This window comes from Salmonella enterica subsp. arizonae (genome assembly GCF_008692845.1).
Lineage (GTDB): Bacteria > Pseudomonadota > Gammaproteobacteria > Enterobacterales > Enterobacteriaceae > Salmonella > Salmonella arizonae.
Map to the genome: position 1 here is coordinate 81,772 of NZ_VXJW01000002.1, position 19,403 is coordinate 101,174.

A 19,403-nucleotide genomic window follows, 5' to 3' on the forward strand; every position below is an offset into this window, starting at 1 on the left:
TGTGTAGAAATGATACCCTAAAGCGTATCACATTCTACTACCAACGTTTTGCCGACTGTTGGTCGCTGTCGCGCGCTTCGACCCAGCGATCGCCTTCCGGCGTGGCTTCACGCTTCCAGAACGGCGCGCGGGTTTTCAGATAATCCATAATGAACTGACCGGCGTCGAACGCGCTACTGCGGTGCGCGCTGGTTACGCCGACAAAAACAATCTCATCGCCCGGCCATAACTCGCCAATGCGATGAATCACCGTTACCCGGCCCAGCGGCCAGCGGGAGCGCGCCTCGGCGACGATCTCCGCCAAAGCTTTCTCAGTCATGCCGGGATAATGTTCCAGCGTCAGCGCGTTAACGCTATCGCCCAGATTATGATTACGCACTTTTCCGGTAAAGGTGACGACCGCGCCGTCTTCGTCGCGCGCCGCCAGCCAGGGATATTCGTCCCCGACGCTAAACGGCGCAGGGCCGACCACAATTCGCGTTTCACGCATTTTAGCCTCCCGTGACCGGCGGGAAAAACGCCACTTCATCGCCCGCCGCCAGCGGATGGTCAAAACTCACCAGCGTCTGGTTGACCGCCGCCAACAGCTTGCCGTCTTCCAGCGCCAAAGCCCAACGATCGCTCTTTGCCGCCAGATGCTGTCGTAGCGACTCAACGGTGGAAAAATCGGCTGAAATATCAAGTGCGTCAGTTCCTGTAAGCTCGCGAACCTGGGCGAAGAAAAGCACCTTAATCATGCGTATCCACCTTAAAATCTCCTGAGTTACCGCCGCTTTTCGCCAGCAGACGCACCGGACCAATCACCATATCTTTTTGTACCGCTTTGCACATATCGTAGATGGTTAGCGCCGCGACGGACGCCGCGGTTAACGCTTCCATTTCGACGCCGGTTTTACCGGTCAGGCGGCACAGGGACTCAATACGCACGCGATTATGCTCCGACTCGGCCTGAAGCTGGACCTCCACTTTACTTAGCAGTAGCGGATGGCACAGCGGGATCAGCTCCCAGGTGCGTTTGGCGGCCTGAATACCGGCAATACGGGCGGTCGCGAAAACGTCTCCCTTGTGGTGTTTGCCGTCAATAATCATCGCCAGCGTTTCACTACGCATGGTAACAAATGCTTCCGCCCGCGCTTCACGAACGGTTTCCGCTTTAGCGGAAACATCCACCATGTGCGCTTCGCCAGCGGCGTTTATATGGGTTAATTGCGACATCGTTATTTCTTCAAATGAGGATGAAAATTACATGGACGCGTACGGGCATCCAACTGCGGCGCAATGATATTCTCCCATGCGGTTCTGCACGCTGTTGTTGAGCCTGGCATGGCGAATATCAAAGTCTTATTCGCCACGCCAGCCACCGCACGCGACTGCAGGGTTGCGGTGCCGATCTCTTCAAACGAGAGCATTCGAAACACTTCGCCAAACCCTTCCACTTCACGATCGAACAGCGGCAACAGCGCTTCCGGCGCCTGATCGCCTTCGGTTAAACCAGTCCCGCCAGTGATCAATACGACCTGCACCTCATCGCTGGCGATCCAGGCGGAAACCTGGGCGCGAATCGCGTAACGGTTCTCTTTAACGATGGCTTTTGCCACTACTTCATGCCCGGCCTCCTGCGCCGAATCACGCAGATAATGACCGGAGGTATCGTCTTCTTCGCCGCGTCGGCTGGAAACAGTAAGAATAGCGATGCGGGTCGGAATAAATTCAGCGCTTACCTGACTCATCTGAAATCTCCTTATTAAGGATTAACCGCCAATGTAGGATAAATTTTGCGTAATACCAGTATTACTCTGGTGAAGGAAATGGGTCTGTTTTTTCTCTCGCAACGCGTCGGAAATACGTTCCTCAAGCGCGTGTTGCTGTGCGTCATCTTGCAACAGGTCGCGCAAACTCACGCCGCCGTCGCCAAACAGGCACAAATGCAGCTTACCGACGGACGAAACGCGCAGGCGGTTACAAGTGGCGCAGAAATCTTTTTCATACGGCATAATGAGGCCAATTTCACCTGCGTAATCGGGGTGACAAAAAACCTGCGCCGGGCCATCGCTACGTAGGCGAAGCTGGTGGATCCAGCCGCGCTTAATCAGTTCGTCGCGCAATACCTGACCAGAAATATGATGTTTACGGAAGAGGTCGCTCCCCTCGCCCGTCTCCATAAGTTCAATGAAGCGTAGCTGAATGGGGCGAGGCTGAATCCATGCAAGGAAGGTATCCAACTGATGGTGATTCACATCGCGCATCAGCACGGTGTTGACTTTCACCTTTTCGAAACCGGCGTCAAAGGCGGCATCGATGCCCGCCATCACCTGGCGGAATTTATCCTGGCCGGTAATCGCATGGAACTGACGCGCATCAAGGCTATCCACGCTGACGTTGACGCCCGTCAGGCCCGCTTCACGCCAGTTCGCGGCATCACGCGCCAGTCGATAGCCGTTAGTTGTCACCGCGATCTGGCGAATAGCTTCATTTTCACCTACTGCGGCAATGATATCGGTAAAATCGCGGCGTAATGAAGGCTCGCCGCCGGTAAGACGCACCTTTTCCGTGCCAAGACTGGCAAAAGCGCGCGTAACGCGACGAATTTCATCGACGGTAAGGAAACCATTGTTAGTGACGCCGCCAGGTTTGTAGCCATCCGGCAGACAGTAGGTACAACGAAAGTTGCACACATCAGTAATCGACAAACGTAAGTAGTAAAACTTACGCGCGAAAGCATCGGTAAGTTGTGAAGCCATGTACACCTTTCCAAATACGGGAGGCGGAGTCATTTCTTCCTGCGCCCTGGTGGCAAACGCTGAACGTTGTCACGGCCAAAACACCGTATCAAAATGACCCAGGTGCAGAGGCTAGAGTGTTTACTGTGGTTATGCCGATACTAGCGTGTAAATGACAATTTCGCCATCTCGCTTTCGCTATATAAATATGTATATAGCGACATGATCGTGCTATTTAACGACAGAATACGTGAAAATCGCACTTTTACATTGATATACATCATTTAGCGGTGACAACGTCCTCGCTAAAAAGAGGTAGATAAAAACAATTTATCGACTTTTAGCCTGCTAGCTAATTGCTGAAAACCCGCTATTTGCGCTACTGTAGCGCTGTTTATCTGACTTCAGGAATTTTTATGCGCAATCGTACGCTGGCTGACCTGGATCGTGTCGTCGCCCTCGGCGGAGGGCATGGATTAGGACGCGTCCTCTCCTCGCTTTCTTCATTAGGTTCACGCCTGACCGGTATTGTTACTACCACGGATAACGGAGGGTCAACTGGCCGTATTCGCCGTTCGGAAGGCGGGATCGCCTGGGGCGATATGCGCAACTGTCTGAACCAGTTAATTACTGAACCCAGCGTTGCGTCTGCGATGTTTGAGTATCGTTTTGGCGGTAATGGCGAACTTTCTGGCCATAACCTCGGAAATTTGATGTTAAAGGCGTTAGATCACCTGAGCGTGCGGCCTCTGGAAGCGATTAATTTAATTCGTAATCTGCTTAAAGTGGACGCGCAGCTGATCCCGATGTCGGAATTGCCGGTAGACCTGATGGCGATTGACGAACACGGGCATGAGATTTACGGCGAGGTGAATATCGATCAGTTAGCGACGCCGCCGCAGGAGCTCATGTTAACGCCAAAGGTGCCGGCGACGCGGGAAGCGGTACAGGCCATTAACGACGCGGATTTGATTCTGATTGGCCCTGGCAGTTTCTATACCAGCCTGATGCCTGGCCTGCTGCTGGATGAACTGGCTCAGGCGTTGCGACGCACCCCGGCGCCAATGGTGTACATCGGCAACCTTGGTCGCGAACTGAGTCTGCCTGCCGCCAGTTTAACGCTGGTCGATAAACTGGCGATGATGGAACAATACATTGGCAAAAAAGTTATTGACGCGGTGGTGGTTGGGCCGAAAGTCGATGTCAGCGCGGTTAACGATCGGGTGGTGATTCAGGAAGTGCTGGAGGCCAGCGATATCCCCTATCGCCACGATCGTCAGTTATTACACAATGCGCTGGAAAAAGCGCTACAGGCGTTGGGTTAAGCCCGTTTACCGACGACGCTGCGCTTATCAAAAGCCTGTTTATAGCCCCTGGCAAACAGGCTTTCCCAAGCCTTCTCCCCTCTGCTAATCTGCCCCTGGCGACTACCAGTATGGAGTCATAAGCGAGTTTATTCTTTGTTTCGTCAACACTTTCTCCGTGAGCTCAGTAAAGAGTGACTGATTAATTTCTTCCATTACCTGTCGCCCAATAGCACGCTCTGCGTCTGCCCGTATCTCAATAGCACGCTCTGGGTCAGAGTCGCCTGCTATTTTTAAAGCACTCAGTTTAGCGTTGACCCGACTCTGGTACTCATTCGATTCAATATACTCAACCCTTTTATTCATCATTTCCTGCCAATCGTCCGGCGCTATACGCTCCAGCACTTTATGCCATGGCTCCCAGCACGAAAACCACTGATTAAATTGACTATTCTCAGCAACTTTTATCCGTACTTCCGCCTCGTCCAGGTCAGACTCAGTGATACCAGAAACGTTATAGAATCGCATATCCTGGGTCATTGTTGTCAGCGAAAGTGACTCTCGTAACTGGTTCTGAAACCCCAGGAAAACTTCTATTTCGTCAATAAAAAACAGCCGTTTTACCTTTTCTCTCGCAAGCGATTCTATTTTCTCCAGCCGAAAAATTTCACGCCCCGCCATAATCAGTTCCGTGAATTTGCTATCAAAGGCACCTCGTTCAGCATCATAAACCAACGTCGCTTCCTGCATTTGGTGATATGCCAGTGTGACCCGATCTTCACAGCTTATTGTTGCATCCATCGCTATAGTAAATGCCCGTTCCCTCAGCGTACTATCTTCAGCCAATCTCATAAGCCAGGCGGATACTTGCTCCTTAAAATCCGGATGTCTGGTGTTCTGCGTATCGCTAAGACGATCCAGAAATATGCTGAAGGCCGCCGCGTTTACTTCCGTCTCAAACGCCCTCCATTGGTTGACTTCTTCCTCCTTGAGACAGGTTAGCCAACCCTGGACAGCTTCATGCAGTGGTCGAGTTACCCGAACATTTGAAAATTCTCCCATGGCGAAGAATACCCGGGGTCCCCGATAACCCTCGGAGGACATCAGCATTTGCATATTCTGTATTGTTCGTTCTGAAATAGGATTATGCTCTATGAGTATTCTTGCAGGTTGAGGCCCTTCACTCAGGAAAGAGGGTAACGACTCCGGGAGACGGGCCAGTTGGTTGTAAGAAGCCTCCAAGTATTTCAATGCCGCCGGGAGATTTTCCGGCAGGTTAATCAATAGGTTATGGTCAATATACAGCTCTTGTAACGTGGGAGGCAGTGTTTCTGGCAGAACAGTAATCCGATTATTTTTTACACTTAAATTCTTCAACGCTGGTGGTAACGATTCAGGCAGACAGGTTAGTGCATTATCGTCGGCCACCAGAATCTCCAGGTTCATCGGCAATGTTGCAGGCAGAAAGGTTAACGAATTATTAAAAACAAACAATTCCACAATACTTGACGGAAGATGTTCTGGCAGTGCCGTTAAGTTGTTTCTATAAACATCCAGTGTCTGAAGCCCATCAGGCAGAGTGTCCGGTAAGGCCGTGAGAGCATTACAAGAAACAATCAGCGTTTGAAGCGCTGAGGGCAAACGTTCCGGTAATTCAATAATATTGTTACGATCTAGATCCATTATCTCAATGGTATCCGGTAGCGTTTCTGGTAATCTGGTTAAATTATTTTCTCTGACAGAGATTTCCTTGATATTTGCATGTAATTTTTCCGGCAGACTGAGCAGATTATTTTTATCAAGTATCAGAGTTATTATCTGCTCAGGAATACTGTGTGGTATAGTAGTAAGCTTTAATCTGTCCAGACAGAGACGCGTCTCATTCTTTTTCAAACAGTCACGCATTCGTTGTACGGCTTTTTCACGATTTGGCGCCTCTTCTGTTGGCGCACTTTTTACCCACTCAGACCAGATAACATCATAATTCACAGCATCTTTGGAACCGGGGCCGGATGCGCTACTCGCCTTCTCGCCAGCTGTCTCACGGGTATAGGTTACCGTCTCTCCCCCACACTCAACGGTATAACTATCACTATTAAAAATTATAGACAGGATTTCCTGACTATTTTCATTCAAAATACAGTACTGGTTTGTCCCCTCTCTACCACACTGAATATTATCTGCATAAGCAGGGTAAGCTAACCCCTTCAACCATTCAAACTTGCTTTTGATCTCTTCTGGCGAGACAGTTTCAGGTGGGTGACAAAGATAAGAGATGCAGTTTTTTGCTTCAACCTGATGTTCTGAAGAGAAGAAAACACTCGTTTTATTCCATATATCCTCTTCTGGAGGCGCCTCTTTTGATGCCCCGTGACTAATACTTTGATTCCTTACAGTAGATTGCGTATTAGTTATATTAAACATTTTTTCTACCTGTTCCCAAGTAACCTTAAGTAATCTAAAAATAACGGATACAGATATTCTCCGCTTTAAATAAAAGGTCATCTTTGTCATTATGGTGGACAAGTTATTCAGTTTTTGCAGCACTTTCTTTATAAATTCTAGTGCTTTCATCCTCCCCCTTTTTTACGTAGGATAATGTAATCTGTTGCCATAACACGCTTTCAGCGAGCTAATTTAAGATTAAAATGACTACCATAAGGATATCTATACCGATAATACGAGGCGGTTTTTCTCATCGCCGGGGGAGGCAGGTAAATTTAGCGTTGAGCCCGGCCTCAATGCTAATTTTCTTTAGCTGTGATTGAACTGGCTAACGCCCTGATGTTATAAGCTTTTTAGCAATCTCGTTAGCCAGATCCGGTAACTGTTTTTCGTTTCTGACTAACTCAGCGCTTGTCGTTGGACTGAAACTATCAAAAGCAGGCAATTACACAGGTTATGCATACGCGCCTTACCAGGCGAGCGCCAGCGATCGACGCACCGTCAGGACGCCGCGATAAACAACTCGCGTAGCTGATGCAACTGGTCACGAATTTGCGCGGCTTCTTCAAACTCCAGATTCTGCGCGTGCTGCATCATTTGCCCTTCCAGCTCATGAATTTTCTGCTGCAACGCTTTCGGCGTCATATCCAGTTCGACAATCCCGGTTTTCGCCGTAGAACGGCCTTTGCCTTTCCCCTTCGCTTTGGTTTTCGCAATGTTCTGCCCCAGCGCCAGGATATCGACCACTTTTTTGTTCAGCCCCTGCGGCGTGATACTGTGCTCTTCGTTGTACTTCTGCTGCTTCTCGCGACGACGCTCGGTTTCGCCAATCGCCTTCGCCATTGACGGCGTGATTTTATCGCCGTACAGAATCGCTTTACCGTTAACGTTACGCGCCGCGCGACCTATGGTCTGAATCAGGGAGCGCTCGGAACGCAGGAAGCCCTCTTTGTCGGCGTCCAGAATCGCCACCAGAGAGACTTCCGGCATATCCAGCCCTTCGCGCAGCAAGTTAATCCCCACCAGAACGTCAAACTCGCCCAGACGCAAATCGCGGATGATTTCCATACGCTCCACGGTATCAATATCCGAGTGCAGATAGCGTACGCGCTCGCCGTGTTCTTCCAGATATTCAGTCAAATCTTCCGCCATCCGTTTGGTGAGTGTGGTTACAAGAACACGCTCGTTAATAACCGCACGCTGACGGATTTCAGAAAGCAGATCGTCCACCTGGGTCGCCACCGGGCGCACTTCAATGATCGGGTCCAGCAGCCCGGTCGGTCGCACAACCTGATCCACCACCTCATCACCCGACTTTTCCAGCTCATAGTTGCCAGGCGTGGCAGAAACATAGATAGTTTGCGGCGCTAAGGCTTCAAACTCTTCAAACTTCAGCGGACGGTTATCCAACGCTGAAGGCAGACGGAAACCATACTCGACCAGCGTCTCTTTTCGCGCCCGATCGCCACGATACATGCCGCCTATCTGCGGGATCGTTACGTGAGACTCATCCACCACCAGCAGTCCGTCGGCGGGCAGATAATCGAACAAGGTTGGCGGCGGTTCGCCCGGCCCGCGGCCCGACAGGAAGCGAGAATAGTTTTCAATGCCTGAGCAGTAGCCCAGCTCGTTCATCATCTCTAAATCAAACTGCGTGCGCTGGCTTAATCGCTGCTCTTCAAGCAGCTTATTATTCGCTAAAAGAACCTTACGCCTGTCCGCCAGTTCATCTTTTATCTCTTCCATCGCCTGTAGAATACGCTCGCGCGGCGTCACATAGTGTGTTTTGGGATAGATGGTATAACGTGGCACCGTTGCCTCCACCTGCCCGGTTAATGGGTCAAACAGCGACAGGCGTTCCACTTCTTCATCAAACAGCTCAACGCGTAGCGCGATATCGTCAGATTCAGCCGGGAAGATATCGATTACTTCGCCGCGCACGCGGAAGGTACCGCGCTGAAAGGCTTGATCGTTACGGGTGTATTGCAATTCCGCCAGCCGACGCAAGATCGCGCGCTGATCAATCAGCATTCCGACCGTCAGGTGCAACATCATTTTCAGGTAAAGATCCGGATCTCCCAAACCGTAAATAGCGGACACGGAAGCCACCACCACGACATCGCGTCGCTCAAGCAGAGCTTTCGTTGCCGACAGCCGCATTTGCTCAATATGTTCGTTTACCGAAGCGTCTTTTTCGATAAACGTATCCGAACTTGGCACATACGCTTCCGGCTGATAGTAGTCATAGTAGGAGACAAAATACTCCACCGCATTTTCCGGAAAAAACTCTTTCATTTCGCCGTAGAGCTGCGCCGCCAGAGTTTTGTTAGGCGCAAGCACCATCGTTGGCCGCTGCAAGTCCGCAATAACGTTGGCAATGGTGAATGTCTTCCCGGAGCCGGTTACGCCCAATAACGTCTGATGCGCCAGCCCGTCCTCCAGCCCCTCTTCCAGGCGACGTATAGCGTCCGGCTGATCGCCAGAAGGTTTAAAAGCGGAATTCAGTTTGAACGGTTTACTCATGAGCGGCTACCTGATGGTGTGAGCGGGCAGGTGTGTAATTTTACTCTCGACGGCGAATATTGCCAATAAAAGATACTGGATAAAAAAACAGTAACACTTCATAGTATATTGGTTAGCGGCGAATAACCCACGTCGTTGCGAGGTAAAATGTAGACAGCCGCGGGATAAAATTCCAGCAGCGTGCTGGTTATCCCCAAACCAGTGTCTTTTTTAACATTTGTCAAGTCGTATGATGAACGTTTTATGTCAATACCTACCCCATCCTTTACAACCATTGATTTTATATAACTCGCTGTCTGAAAAGGGATATTTTCTCAAGCCGTCTTTCGCGTCAATTTAGTCGCAGGCCGCGTCGCCTCTCGCTTACGTTGTGTTTTCTAACTCTAATACACAAGGTTATCCACAGGAATAGTGGATAACTGCTTCCAGCCCGTATCCCCTGCCGCCTGGCAAAATCCGCGCAGGACGTTTTCGCCGGACGATAAAAAAAAATTATCGCTATTTTCGGCTGATTATTGGCTAATGTGGCGGGGAAAATAGCTACGTACACGCTCACATTTTGAACATTGTCAGGATGGTGACGCCTGAAGGGTCTGGCGAGAGAACAGCAGGATCGTCTGATCCTGCAAAAAGGCAATTTTTAAGCGAGGCTATGCGCGCTCAAGGAGGCTAAGGTCAAGATACTGTCCCATTGCAACCTGCTGTAGAGAAACGTCCAACCATGGAATTTCGCCTAATAATGGGGCCGGTATGACGCGTCGGAGCGTAGCAAGATATTCACCATGACGCGCGCCCGGCGGCTGTACGTCGTTGGCTATCCAGCCGGCAAGCCTTAACCCGGCCTGTTTTACCGCCAGCGCCGTAAGCATAGCGTGATTAATACAGCCCAGCTTCACGCCAACGACCAGAATTACCGGCAGTCGTTCCGCCTGTACCCAGTCGGCAAACGTCAGCGTGTCAGAAAGCGGCGTAAACCAGCCGCCCGCCCCTTCTATCAACACCCAATCTGCCTGCGCCTCCAGCGTTCGCAATCCTTGTGATAAGACCGCCGCCTCTATCGTCCGACCTTCATCGGCGCTAACGATATGTGGAGAGGTAGGCTCCGCAAAAGTATAAGGGTTGATAGCGGAATAGGGTTGCGCCATGCTGCTGTTACGCTGCAAAGCCAACGCATCGCTATTGCGTAGCCCGTCGGTGGTCATTTCGCTGCCGGAGGCAACAGGCTTATAGCCTACAGTTTGATAGCCCAACTGTGTTGCGGCCTGCAATAAGGCGCAACTGGCGACCGTTTTACCGACTTCGGTATCAGTACCGGTAACAAAATAGCGTTTAGTCACGTTCAATCACTCCCATAAAAAGATGGTATGTCAGCGGATATTTCCCCTGCCGCTGCGGCCATGCCAACTGAATTTGTCTAAGCCTGGCGCGTGTTAACACATCCGGCTCCCTCCCTTCATGAAGATGGGTGGCACCAATTCCTTTGAGCGAACGCATCGCGCTCAGGGCATCCTCAAAACACAGTGTTATCGCCTGCGTTTGGCGATACGCCCGCCAGCCGTGCAGCGCATGGTCAATTGCCTCTTCCGGTAAAAAACTATTCGCATGAGTGCGATTATCGACGGCCTGCCATGCCTGACGTAGTTCCGGCAGAGATCCCTGGCACAACGTGGTAAACGCCACGGTGCCGCCAGGCCGTACAACCCGGCACAACTCACTCAACGCGCCGCGTAAATCACCGCACCACTGGACAGCCAGGTTGCTCCAGGCCAGATCGAAGACACCTGAAACATAAGGAATCGCTTCGATATCCGCCAACAAATAGTGATGCGCCGCCTTACGATCGCGCGCCTGTAGCAGCATCGGCAGCGAAAGATCAAGGGCGGTTACTTCGCTCCCCCGTTCACGCCAGTAACGGCTCATACGTCCAGGGCCGCAGCCAGCATCCAGCACACTGGCAAACTGGCGTCCTGCCAACATCGTTAGCAGCGCATCCGCGCTTTGTTGTTGCAAAAAAGCATGCTGCTCATATTGCGACGCAGCCCGGCCAAACGCCGCCGCAATAGCCTGCTTATTCACCTGCGCCATGCAGCACCTCCAGCAGACGATCGATATCGCACGCTTCATGCGACTGCGTTAGCGTTAAGCGCAGGCGCGCCGTACCAGCAGGCACCGTCGGCGGACGAATCGCCGACACCCAGCATCCTCGTCGCCGAAGCGCCTCCGCAAGGCGCAGAGCGCGGATATTATCGCCTACAACTAACGGCTGGATAGCGCTATGGGCATTCAATAGGGTAAATCGGGACGCGTTAACGCCCGCCCGAAAGCGCTTAACCAGATCGGCAAGTTTTTCGCGTCGTTCACAACCTTCATCACTACGGATCACCGCCAGCGAGGCGCTTAACGCTTGTGCCTGCGCGGGCGGCATACTGGTGCTGTAAACCAGATGGCGGGCGAATTGCAGCAGATAATTCGCCACGCTTTCCGAACAGAGTACCGCTGCCCCGCTGACGCCAAATCCTTTACCGAAAGTCACCACCAGCAACTCAGGCTTCATCCCCTGTAGCCAGCAGGTGCCCCGCCCCTCAACACCAGTCACGCCGATGCCGTGCGCATCATCGACTAACAGCCAGGCATGATGCTTGTGGGTAATTTGCTGGATTTCCGCCAGCGGCGCGCTGTCGCCGTCCATACTGTATATACCTTCAGCCACGACCAGTTGCTGGCCCGGACAAGGCGATTGCAGTAAACGCGACAGATGCTGCGTATCGTTATGGATAAAGCGGCGAAGCTGCGCCGGGCTCAGATTAGCGGCCTCCAGCAGCGAAGCATGACTCAACCTGTCGGCCACAATCCGGTCGTTTTTTTTCATTAACGCGGTAATAACCGCCTGATTCGCCGCAAAGCCAGAGATAAACAGCAACGCTCGCGGATATCCTAACCATTGCGCCAGTTCCTCCTCTAACGCCTGGTGCGCCACGGAATAACCGCTGATATGCCCCGACCCGCCGCTGCCGACGCCAAAACGCGTCGCCGCCTGTTGCCAGGCGCGAATGATCTGCGGATGCTGACTTAAGCCGAGGTAATCATTGCTGGAGAAGTTAAGATACTGTCGCCCGTTCGCTACCAGCCAGCGTCCGGCGCCCTGCGACACCACATAGCGGCGGCGCAACGTATCCGTCGCCCGACGCGCCGTCAGCGCATCGTCGACGCGTTGTTGCCAAGTCATACGGCTGCCGCGTTGTAATAATCATCGGTGTCCGGCGTCATCAGCGTCTGCTCCAGACGTTGCTGCTGCTCGTTATCGCCCGCCAGCACCTTCGTCTGCTGCGGATTCAGTCCCAGCTTGCGGAATAACTGTAGATCCTTGTCCTCTGCCGGATTTGGCGTAGTCAACAATTTGCAGCCATAGAAAATCGAGTTCGCCCCGGCCATAAAGCACATCGCCTGAGTCTGCTCGTTCATCTGTTCACGCCCCGCGGAAAGACGCACGTATGAGGTTGGCATCATAATGCGCGCCACGGCGATAGTACGAATAAAATCAAACGCATCCACGTCATCGTTATCCGCCAGCGGCGTGCCTTTCACCTTCACCAGCATGTTGATGGGCACACTTTCCGGCGGCGTCGGCAGATTCGCGAGCTGCAACAACAGTCCGGCGCGATCGTTGACCGTTTCGCCCAGACCGACAATGCCGCCGGAGCACACTTTAATCCCTGCTTCACGGACTTTTTCCAGCGTGTCGAGGCGCTCCTGATAGGTACGGGTGGTGATGATATTGCCGTAAAACTCCGGCGAGGTATCGAGGTTGTGGTTGTAGTAATCCAGCCCGGCGTTAGCCAGACGCTGCGCCTGGCTCTCGTTCAACATGCCAAGCGTCATACATGTTTCCAGCCCCATCGCTTTGACGCCCTGTACAATCTGTTCCAGATAAGGCATATCGCGTTCACGCGGATTCTTCCAGGCCGCGCCCATGCAGAAGCGGGTCGAACCAGCGTTTTTCGCTTTGCGGGCGGACTCCAGTACCTGTTCCACCTCCATTAAACGCTCAGCTTCCAGTCCGGTTTTATAGCGCGAGCTCTGCGGGCAGTATTTACAATCTTCCGGGCAAGCACCAGTTTTGATCGACAGTAGCGTACTGACCTGTATCTGCTTTGGGTCGAAATGCTGGCGATGAATTTGCTGCGCTTCAAACAGCAATTCCAGCAGTGGTTTTTCAAATAATTCGGTTACTTGCGACAGTGTCCAGCGTGGGTGGCGAGCCATCGGGCCTCTCCAAAATATGTTGTTTGTTTTTGATATGGTGTAGACTCGTAAACCTAAATCTTTTTAATTTGGTTTACAAGCTAATTATGACAACGGACGATCTTGCCTTCGACAAACGCCATATTTGGCATCCTTACACTTCCATGATCTCGCCGCTGCCGGTGTATCCCGTTGCGCGGGCCGAAGGCTGCGAACTGATTCTCGCCTCAGGCGAACGCCTAATTGAGGGAATGTCCTCCTGGTGGGCGGCGATTCATGGTTACAATCACCCGCAGTTGAACGCGGCGATGAAATCGCAAATTGACGCCATGTCGCATGTGATGTTCGGCGGCATAACACATATGCCTGCGGTGAATCTGTGCCGTAAACTGGTTGCGATAACGCCTGAGCCGCTGGAGTGTGTCTTTCTGGCCGACTCCGGTTCGGTGTCGGTGGAAGTGGCCATGAAGATGGCGCTGCAATACTGGCGGGCGCGGGGCGAATCGCGTCAGCGTTTCCTGACGTTCCGCAACGGTTATCATGGCGACACGTTCGGCGCGATGTCAGTGTGCGATCCGGATAACTCCATGCACAGCTTGTGGAAAGGCTATCTGCCGGAAAATCTGTTCGCGCCGGCACCGCAAAGTCGGATGGACGGCGAATGGGATGAAGGCGACATTGCGCCATTTGCCCGCCTGATGGCCGCGCATCGCCATGAAATAGCCGCCGTGATTCTGGAACCTATCGTTCAGGGCGCGGGCGGGATGCGCATGTATCATCCAGAATGGCTCAGGCGCATCCGCAACATGTGCGATCGCGAAGGCATTCTGCTAATTGCCGATGAGATAGCCACCGGATTTGGCCGTACCGGCAAACTGTTCGCCTGCGAACACGCCGGGATCGCGCCGGATATTCTGTGTCTCGGCAAAGCGTTAACCGGCGGCACCATGACCCTCTCGGCAACGCTCACCACACGCCAGGTTGCAGAGACTATTAGCAATGGCGAGGCGGGGTGTTTTATGCATGGCCCGACGTTTATGGGGAATCCGCTGGCCTGCGCCGCCGCCTGCGCCAGCCTGACGCTGCTGGAAAGCGGCGAATGGCGCCAACAGGTGGCGTCCATCGAGTCTCAGTTACGCGCTGAGTTAGCCCCCGCACAAAGTTCGCCCCGGGTGGCGGACGTGCGGGTGCTGGGCGCGATTGGGGCGGTTGAAACCACACATCCGGTCAATATGGCGGCGCTTCAGCGCTTCTTCGTCGGGCAAGGCGTCTGGATCAGGCCGTTCGGCAAACTAATCTATCTGATGCCGCCCTACATTATTCGTCCAGAGCAGTTGCGCCGTCTGACCCAGGCGGTTAATGACGCGGTACACAATGAAACATTTTTTAGCCATTAATCAGCGGTAAGCGATGCTGCTTCTGGCTACACTTCTGGTGAGTCCAAAGGAGAGCGCATGAAACTTATCAGCAACGATTTGCGCGATGGGGATAAACTTCCTCATCGCCACGTTTTTAACGGTATGGGCTATGATGGCGATAATATTTCGCCGCATCTGGCCTGGGACGAAGTACCGGTGGGCACCAAAAGTTTTGTCGTGACCTGTTACGATCCTGACGCGCCGACCGGCTCCGGCTGGTGGCACTGGGTGGTGGTGAACCTCCCGGCGGATACGCGCGTACTGACCCAAGGGTTCGGCTCAGGCCTGGTGGCCGTACCAGACGGCGTCATTCAGACGCGTACAGATTTCGGTAAAGCGGGTTACGGCGGCGCGGCGCCGCCTAAAGGGGAAACGCACCGCTATATCTTTACGGTTCACGCGCTGGACGTCGAGCGTCTTGACGTTGATGAAGACGCCAGCGGCGCGATGGTCGGCTTTAACGTGCATTTCCATTCGCTCGCCAGCGCCTCGATAACGGCGATGTTCAGTTAAACGCTGTGCCGGATGGCGGCGTAAACGTCTTACCCTGCCTGCGGGTTTTGCAGGCCGAATAAGCGCCGCGCCATCCGGCAGCATTCACATAAAGTCCGGCACCAGACGCTGTAACGCGCCTTGCGCCAGCAGTGCCGTCGCACACGCAATATCGGGCGCGAAAAAACGATCCTGCGTATAGTGCGCCACCTGCTCACGCAGTGCCTGCCGCGCCTGTTCCAGTAACGGGCTGGAGGTTAACCCTTCCCGTAAATCTATCCCCTGACAGGCAGCCAGCCACTCCACGGCAATGACGCCGCGGGTATTCGCCGCCATTTCCCATAATCGCCGTCCTGCCGCCGGGGCCATTGAGACATGATCCTCCTGGTTAGCCGAGGTCGGCAGGCTATCCACGCTGTGCGGGTGCGCCAGCGCTTTATTCTCGCTGGCGAGCGCCGCCGCGGTGACCTGGGCAATCATAAAGCCGGAATTAACGCCGCCGTTTTTCACCAGAAACGGCGGCAACTGCGACATATGTTTATCCATCATCAACGCAATGCGCCGTTCCGACAGCGCGCCGATTTCCGCTATCGCCAGCGCCAGATTATCCGCCGCCATCGCGACCGGTTCGGCATGGAAGTTACCGCCGGAGATCACCTCCCCCGCATCGGCAAAGACCAGCGGGTTATCGGACACCGCATTGGCCTCAACCAACAGCACCTCTTTCGTCTGGCGTAACTGGGTCAAACAAGCGCCCATCACCTGCGGCTGGCAGCGAAGGGAATACGGATCCTGAACTTTATTACAGTGGTGATGTGATTCAGCAATGGCGCTGGTTTCAGTCAACAGATGCCGGAACAATCGCGCGGCGTCAATTTGCCCCTGCTGTCCGCGCGCGGCATGAATACGCGCATCAAAAGGACGGCGCGATCCCAGTACGGCTTCGGTGGTCAGCGCGCCGCAGACGACGGCGGAGGCAAACAACTCCTGCGCCTCAAACAAGCCGCGCAGCGCGAAAGCCGTTGACGCCTGGGTGCCATTAAGCAGCGCCAGTCCCTCTTTTGCCGCCAGCGCGACAGGTTCCAGTCCGGCCTTTTTTAGCGCCGTCTGCGCCGGAAGCCATTCGCCCTGCCAGCGCGCTTTCCCTTCGCCGAGCAGCGTCAGCGACAGATGCGCCAGCGGCGCTAAATCGCCCGATGCGCCGACCGACCCTTTTGCCGGAATAAGTGGATACACCCCGGCATTCACCAGAGCGATGAGCGCTTCTATCACACTCAACCGAATCCCGGAAAATCCACGTGCCAGGCTATTGATTTTCAATACCATAATCAGACGCACCATCGCGTCGTCCAGTGGATCGCCTACGCCCGCCGCGTGAGACAGCACCAGCGAGCGCTGTAGGTTTTGCAAGTCTTCATCGGCGATGCGCGTCTGCGCCAGCAAGCCAAAACCGGTGTTGATGCCGTAGGCGGTACGCCCTTCGGCAACGATATCATTAACACACGCGACGCTGGCGTTAATGCTGTCAATGGCGCTGGCGTCCAGGCAAATCTGTACCGGATGACGCCAGATGTCATGCAATTGAGAGAGGCTTAGCTGCCCCGGAGTGAGGGTTATGATATTCATCTCAGCGTTTCCTCTGCGTCGCAGCGACCATGGGTAAATGTAAACCTTGCTCAACAGCGCATTCCACCGCGAGGTCATACCCGGCATCGGCATGACGCATAACACCCGTCGCCGGATCGTTGTGTAACACGCGGCGAATACGCGCGGCGGCCTCGTCTGTGCCATCACAGACAATCACCATACCGGCGTGTTGCGAAAAGCCCATCCCCACCCCGCCGCCGTGATGGAGCGATACCCATGTCGCCCCGCTGGCGGTATTGAGCAACGCATTTAACAGCGGCCAGTCGGAAACCGCGTCGGAACCGTCGCGCATCGCTTCGGTTTCACGATTAGGACTGGCGACGGAACCGGAATCCAGGTGGTCGCGGCCAATCACAATGGGGGCGGATACCTCACCGCAACGCACCATTTCGTTGAATGCCAGCCCCAGTTTTTGCCGCCACTCCAGGCCTACCCAGCAGATACGTGCCGGCAGTCCCTGAAAATGAATGCGCTCACGCGCCATATCCAGCCAGTGATGCAAGTGTTTATCCTCAGCCACTATCTCTTTGACTTTGGCATCGGTTTTATAGATGTCCTGCGGATCGCCGGACAGCGCCACCCAGCGAAACGGCCCGATCCCTCGACAAAAAAGCGGGCGAATATAGGCTGGCACAAATCCCGGAAAATCAAAGGCGTTTTCCACCCCCATCTCTTTCGCCATCTGGCGAATATTGTTGCCATAGTCAAAGGTCGGCACGCCCATTTTACTGAACGCCAGCATCGCCTGAACATGCGCCGCCATTGAACGTTTCGCCGCCTGCATCGTCCCCTGGGGATCGGATAGCGCTTTTTCCTGATACTCCTCCCAGCGCCAGCCGGTGGGCAAATAGCCGTGTAGCGGATCGTGGGCGCTGGTCTGATCGGTCACCAGATCCGGGCGCACGCCGCGATTAACCAGTTCCGGCAGGATATCCGCCGCGTTCGCGCACAGGGCCACAGATACGGCTTTACCTGCGCGAGTGTAGTGCGCAATGCGGGCCAGAGCGTCATCCAGCGTGGCGGCCTGCTCATCCACGTAGCGAGTACGCAGACGAAAATCAATACGGCTTTGCTGGCACTCAATCGTCAGCGAACACGCTCCGGCCAGCGTCGCGGCTAACGGCTGCGCGCCGCCCATACCGCCCAGTCCGGCGGTCAGCACCCAGCGTCCCGCCAGCGTGCCGTTATAATGCTGGCGTCCCGCCTCAACGAAAGTTTCGTAAGTACCCTGCACAATCCCCTGACTGCCAATATAGATCCAGCTTCCGGCCGTCATCTGGCCGTACATCGCCAACCCTTTCGCATCCAGTTCGTTAAAGTGCTCCCATGTCGCCCAGTGGGGGACAAGGTTGGAGTTGGCGATTAATACCCGCGGCGCGTTGTCATGCGTTTTAAACACGCCGACCGGTTTGCCAGACTGAATAAGCAACGTTTCGTCCGCCTCCAGTCGGGTTAGCGCATCAACAATCGCGTCATAGCATTCCCAATTGCGCGCGGCGCGACCAATCCCGCCATAGACCACCAGCTCATGTGGGTTTTCCGCCACGTCAGGATCGAGATTATTCATTAACATCCGCAGCGGGGCTTCAGTAAGCCAGCTTTTCGCCGTTAATGTAGCGCCTCTGGGGGCGCGGATAGTCTGCTGACGATACTTGCTTTCAGGCATAGCAATGACTCCTCATTATTATCGGTCCACCATCGCCGAATGACGTTAAAACGTCGCTATCCGGCACCGCCGCAGACTCATGAATATGAACCAGACATATACTTGTCTATACAAGTAAACACAAGAAAAGTGTTAACAAAAAATCATACATTTTTATTATACTGCGTCAGCAATCACGTTTTCCGGCAGCGGTCCGCTCAGGAGATAAATCGCCCCTGTAGCCGATAGCGCGACCCAGGGAAAAGTAAACGGGCGTGAGAGACAATCCGCGACGCAGACCAGGTGGTACGACGAATGAGCAGGCAGGGTTCGTACTCTTTGATAGTTAACCACGCGCACTCTTGCGCCGTGGCGCGCACCGCCTCAACAATATGTTCCCCTTCCGTTAGCGGCGCAATCCGCGATAGATAGGCGTGCGGCGTGGTCTGGCGGTAATCCTGCGTCAGGTAATCCGCGGCAATATCCGCATTCACGCAGCGATCTTCAATTTGTACCGGTAGATCGTTTTCATAGTGCACCATGACGGAATGGAAAATGTGATCGCTCTCATTTACATTGATAGCGCGGGCCTGTAAGGCGTTTGCCCGCACGCGTTCCAGGGTCACCACCTCACAACGATGCTGATGATGGCGGGCGGCAATCTCTTCGGCGATACTGCGGATTTCAAACAGCGCGGACTGGCCTTTCGGTTCGGCGACAAACGTCCCCACGCCCTGTAAACGTACCAGCCACCCTTCATCCGTCAGCTCACGCAGCGCCCGATTAATGGTCATTCGGCTAAAGCCATACTGGGCGACCAGCTCTGCCTCCGACGGAATGCGATCGTGCCGTTGCCAGACGCCGCCGGCAATTTTCTTACAGATGTCCTGTTTCACCGTTTCGTAAAAAGGCGCAGGCGCAGAACGGGATCGGGATGAATACATGCGTGAAGCCTTCCTTATGCAGA

General features: G+C 53.8%; 17 protein-coding genes and 1 riboswitch. Of the genes, 3 read left to right on the plus strand and 14 right to left on the minus strand.

From position 1 onward, the window contains the following. Positions 1-37: 37 nt before the first annotated feature. The 5 genes from moaE to moaA form a co-directional block, all read right to left on the minus strand. Entirely contained in the window at positions 38-490 is a 453-nt protein-coding gene (gene moaE / locus F4V61_RS04980) for a molybdopterin synthase catalytic subunit MoaE (protein ID WP_038396425.1), read from the minus strand. A 1-nt stretch (position 491) separates the two neighbouring features. Then, positions 492-737 (minus strand): molybdopterin synthase sulfur carrier subunit, encoded by a 246-nt coding sequence (gene moaD, locus F4V61_RS04985; RefSeq protein ID WP_000598595.1) that lies wholly within the window; start codon positions 735-737, stop codon positions 492-494. Then, a complete protein-coding gene (gene moaC, locus F4V61_RS04990; RefSeq protein WP_038396428.1) occupies positions 730-1,215 on the minus strand; it encodes a cyclic pyranopterin monophosphate synthase MoaC in 486 nt (161 codons plus the stop codon). The genes moaD and moaC overlap by 8 nt, the downstream gene beginning before the upstream one ends. 2 nt (positions 1,216-1,217) lie before the next feature. Beyond that, positions 1,218-1,730, minus strand: a complete 513-nt coding sequence (gene moaB / locus F4V61_RS04995) for a molybdenum cofactor biosynthesis protein B (RefSeq protein WP_000084602.1) — start codon at positions 1,728-1,730, stop codon at positions 1,218-1,220. A gap of 21 nt (positions 1,731-1,751) precedes the next feature. Continuing rightward, the gene (moaA, locus tag F4V61_RS05000; RefSeq protein ID WP_038396430.1) at positions 1,752-2,741 is read right to left on the minus strand and encodes a GTP 3',8-cyclase MoaA; all 990 of its coding nucleotides are present in this window, start codon (positions 2,739-2,741) and stop codon (positions 1,752-1,754) included. Further along, positions 2,729-2,872: riboswitch (molybdenum cofactor riboswitch) on the minus strand. Its footprint overlaps the gene before it by 13 nt. Positions 2,873-3,136: 264 nt before the next feature. Here moaA and yvcK point away from each other — a divergent pair. After that, positions 3,137-4,045, plus strand: coding sequence for a uridine diphosphate-N-acetylglucosamine-binding protein YvcK (gene yvcK / locus F4V61_RS05005; protein ID WP_038396432.1), 909 nt, complete (start codon positions 3,137-3,139; stop codon positions 4,043-4,045). A gap of 102 nt (positions 4,046-4,147) precedes the next feature. On the opposite strand, the gene slrP is transcribed toward yvcK, so the two are convergent. The 6 genes from slrP to bioB all read right to left on the minus strand — a co-directional run bounded on the left by slrP (position 4,148) and on the right by bioB (position 13,255). After that, positions 4,148-6,448: an SPI-1 type III secretion system effector E3 ubiquitin transferase SlrP gene (slrP, locus tag F4V61_RS05010; RefSeq protein WP_080160889.1), complete on the minus strand. Its 2,301-nt coding sequence runs from the start codon at positions 6,446-6,448 to the stop codon at positions 4,148-4,150. A gap of 522 nt (positions 6,449-6,970) precedes the next feature. Then, on the minus strand, positions 6,971-8,992 hold the full coding sequence (uvrB, locus tag F4V61_RS05015) for an excinuclease ABC subunit UvrB (protein WP_079781069.1): 2,022 nt from the start codon (positions 8,990-8,992) through the stop codon (positions 6,971-6,973). Between the two features lie 650 nt (positions 8,993-9,642). Continuing rightward, on the minus strand, positions 9,643-10,329 hold the full coding sequence (bioD, locus tag F4V61_RS05025; RefSeq protein ID WP_000167229.1) for a dethiobiotin synthase: 687 nt from the start codon (positions 10,327-10,329) through the stop codon (positions 9,643-9,645). Beyond that, positions 10,322-11,077: a malonyl-ACP O-methyltransferase BioC gene (gene bioC, locus F4V61_RS05030; RefSeq protein ID WP_000079902.1), complete on the minus strand. Its 756-nt coding sequence runs from the start codon at positions 11,075-11,077 to the stop codon at positions 10,322-10,324. The genes bioD and bioC overlap by 8 nt, the downstream gene beginning before the upstream one ends. Next, a complete protein-coding gene (gene bioF, locus F4V61_RS05035; protein WP_150363954.1) occupies positions 11,061-12,218 on the minus strand; it encodes an 8-amino-7-oxononanoate synthase in 1,158 nt (385 codons plus the stop codon). The genes bioC and bioF overlap by 17 nt, the downstream gene beginning before the upstream one ends. Next, complete coding sequence (gene bioB, locus F4V61_RS05040; RefSeq protein ID WP_080160868.1) at positions 12,215-13,255, minus strand: biotin synthase BioB; 1,041 nt, start codon at positions 13,253-13,255, stop codon at positions 12,215-12,217. The genes bioF and bioB overlap by 4 nt, the downstream gene beginning before the upstream one ends. 86 nt (positions 13,256-13,341) lie before the next feature. Here bioB and bioA point away from each other — a divergent pair, with 86 nt between their 5' ends. After that, complete coding sequence (gene bioA, locus F4V61_RS05045) at positions 13,342-14,631, plus strand: adenosylmethionine--8-amino-7-oxononanoate transaminase (protein WP_000205496.1); 1,290 nt, start codon at positions 13,342-13,344, stop codon at positions 14,629-14,631. Positions 14,632-14,688: 57 nt separating this feature from the next. Next, positions 14,689-15,165, plus strand: coding sequence for a kinase inhibitor (locus F4V61_RS05050; RefSeq protein WP_038396447.1), 477 nt, complete (start codon positions 14,689-14,691; stop codon positions 15,163-15,165). A gap of 84 nt (positions 15,166-15,249) precedes the next feature. On the opposite strand, the gene hutH is transcribed toward F4V61_RS05050, so the two are convergent. From hutH to F4V61_RS05065, 3 genes are all read right to left on the minus strand, one after another. Continuing rightward, a complete protein-coding gene (gene hutH, locus F4V61_RS05055; protein WP_001021638.1) occupies positions 15,250-16,770 on the minus strand; it encodes a histidine ammonia-lyase in 1,521 nt (506 codons plus the stop codon). A gap of 1 nt (position 16,771) precedes the next feature. Further along, entirely contained in the window at positions 16,772-18,457 is a 1,686-nt protein-coding gene (gene hutU / locus F4V61_RS05060) for a urocanate hydratase (protein ID WP_001115189.1), read from the minus strand. 197 nt (positions 18,458-18,654) lie between these two features. After that, on the minus strand, positions 18,655-19,380 hold the full coding sequence (locus F4V61_RS05065; RefSeq protein ID WP_080160869.1) for a histidine utilization repressor: 726 nt from the start codon (positions 19,378-19,380) through the stop codon (positions 18,655-18,657). Between the last annotated feature and the right edge of the window lie 23 nt (positions 19,381-19,403).

What these genes read in the sequence shown, in the direction of transcription:
- moaE (WP_038396425.1), bottom strand. Translation starts at nt 490, where the DNA reads ATGCGTGAAACGCGAATTGTGGTCGGCCCTGCGCCGTTTAGCGTCGGG.
- moaD (WP_000598595.1), bottom strand. Translation starts at nt 737, where the DNA reads ATGATTAAGGTGCTTTTCTTCGCCCAGGTTCGCGAGCTTACAGGAACT.
- moaC (WP_038396428.1), bottom strand. Translation starts at nt 1,215, where the DNA reads ATGTCGCAATTAACCCATATAAACGCCGCTGGCGAAGCGCACATGGTG.
- moaB (WP_000084602.1), bottom strand. Translation starts at nt 1,730, where the DNA reads ATGAGTCAGGTAAGCGCTGAATTTATTCCGACCCGCATCGCTATTCTT.
- moaA (WP_038396430.1), bottom strand. Translation starts at nt 2,741, where the DNA reads ATGGCTTCACAACTTACCGATGCTTTCGCGCGTAAGTTTTACTACTTA.
- yvcK (WP_038396432.1), top strand. Translation starts at nt 3,137, where the DNA reads ATGCGCAATCGTACGCTGGCTGACCTGGATCGTGTCGTCGCCCTCGGC.
- slrP (WP_080160889.1), bottom strand. Translation starts at nt 6,448, where the DNA reads ATGTTTAATATAACTAATACGCAATCTACTGTAAGGAATCAAAGTATT.
- uvrB (WP_079781069.1), bottom strand. Translation starts at nt 8,992, where the DNA reads ATGAGTAAACCGTTCAAACTGAATTCCGCTTTTAAACCTTCTGGCGAT.
- bioC (WP_000079902.1), bottom strand. Translation starts at nt 11,077, where the DNA reads ATGGCGCAGGTGAATAAGCAGGCTATTGCGGCGGCGTTTGGCCGGGCT.
- bioF (WP_150363954.1), bottom strand. Translation starts at nt 12,218, where the DNA reads ATGACTTGGCAACAACGCGTCGACGATGCGCTGACGGCGCGTCGGGCG.
- bioB (WP_080160868.1), bottom strand. Translation starts at nt 13,255, where the DNA reads ATGGCTCGCCACCCACGCTGGACACTGTCGCAAGTAACCGAATTATTT.
- bioA (WP_000205496.1), top strand. Translation starts at nt 13,342, where the DNA reads ATGACAACGGACGATCTTGCCTTCGACAAACGCCATATTTGGCATCCT.
- F4V61_RS05050 (WP_038396447.1), top strand. Translation starts at nt 14,689, where the DNA reads ATGAAACTTATCAGCAACGATTTGCGCGATGGGGATAAACTTCCTCAT.
- hutH (WP_001021638.1), bottom strand. Translation starts at nt 16,770, where the DNA reads ATGAATATCATAACCCTCACTCCGGGGCAGCTAAGCCTCTCTCAATTG.
- hutU (WP_001115189.1), bottom strand. Translation starts at nt 18,457, where the DNA reads ATGCCTGAAAGCAAGTATCGTCAGCAGACTATCCGCGCCCCCAGAGGC.
- F4V61_RS05065 (WP_080160869.1), bottom strand. Translation starts at nt 19,380, where the DNA reads ATGTATTCATCCCGATCCCGTTCTGCGCCTGCGCCTTTTTACGAAACG.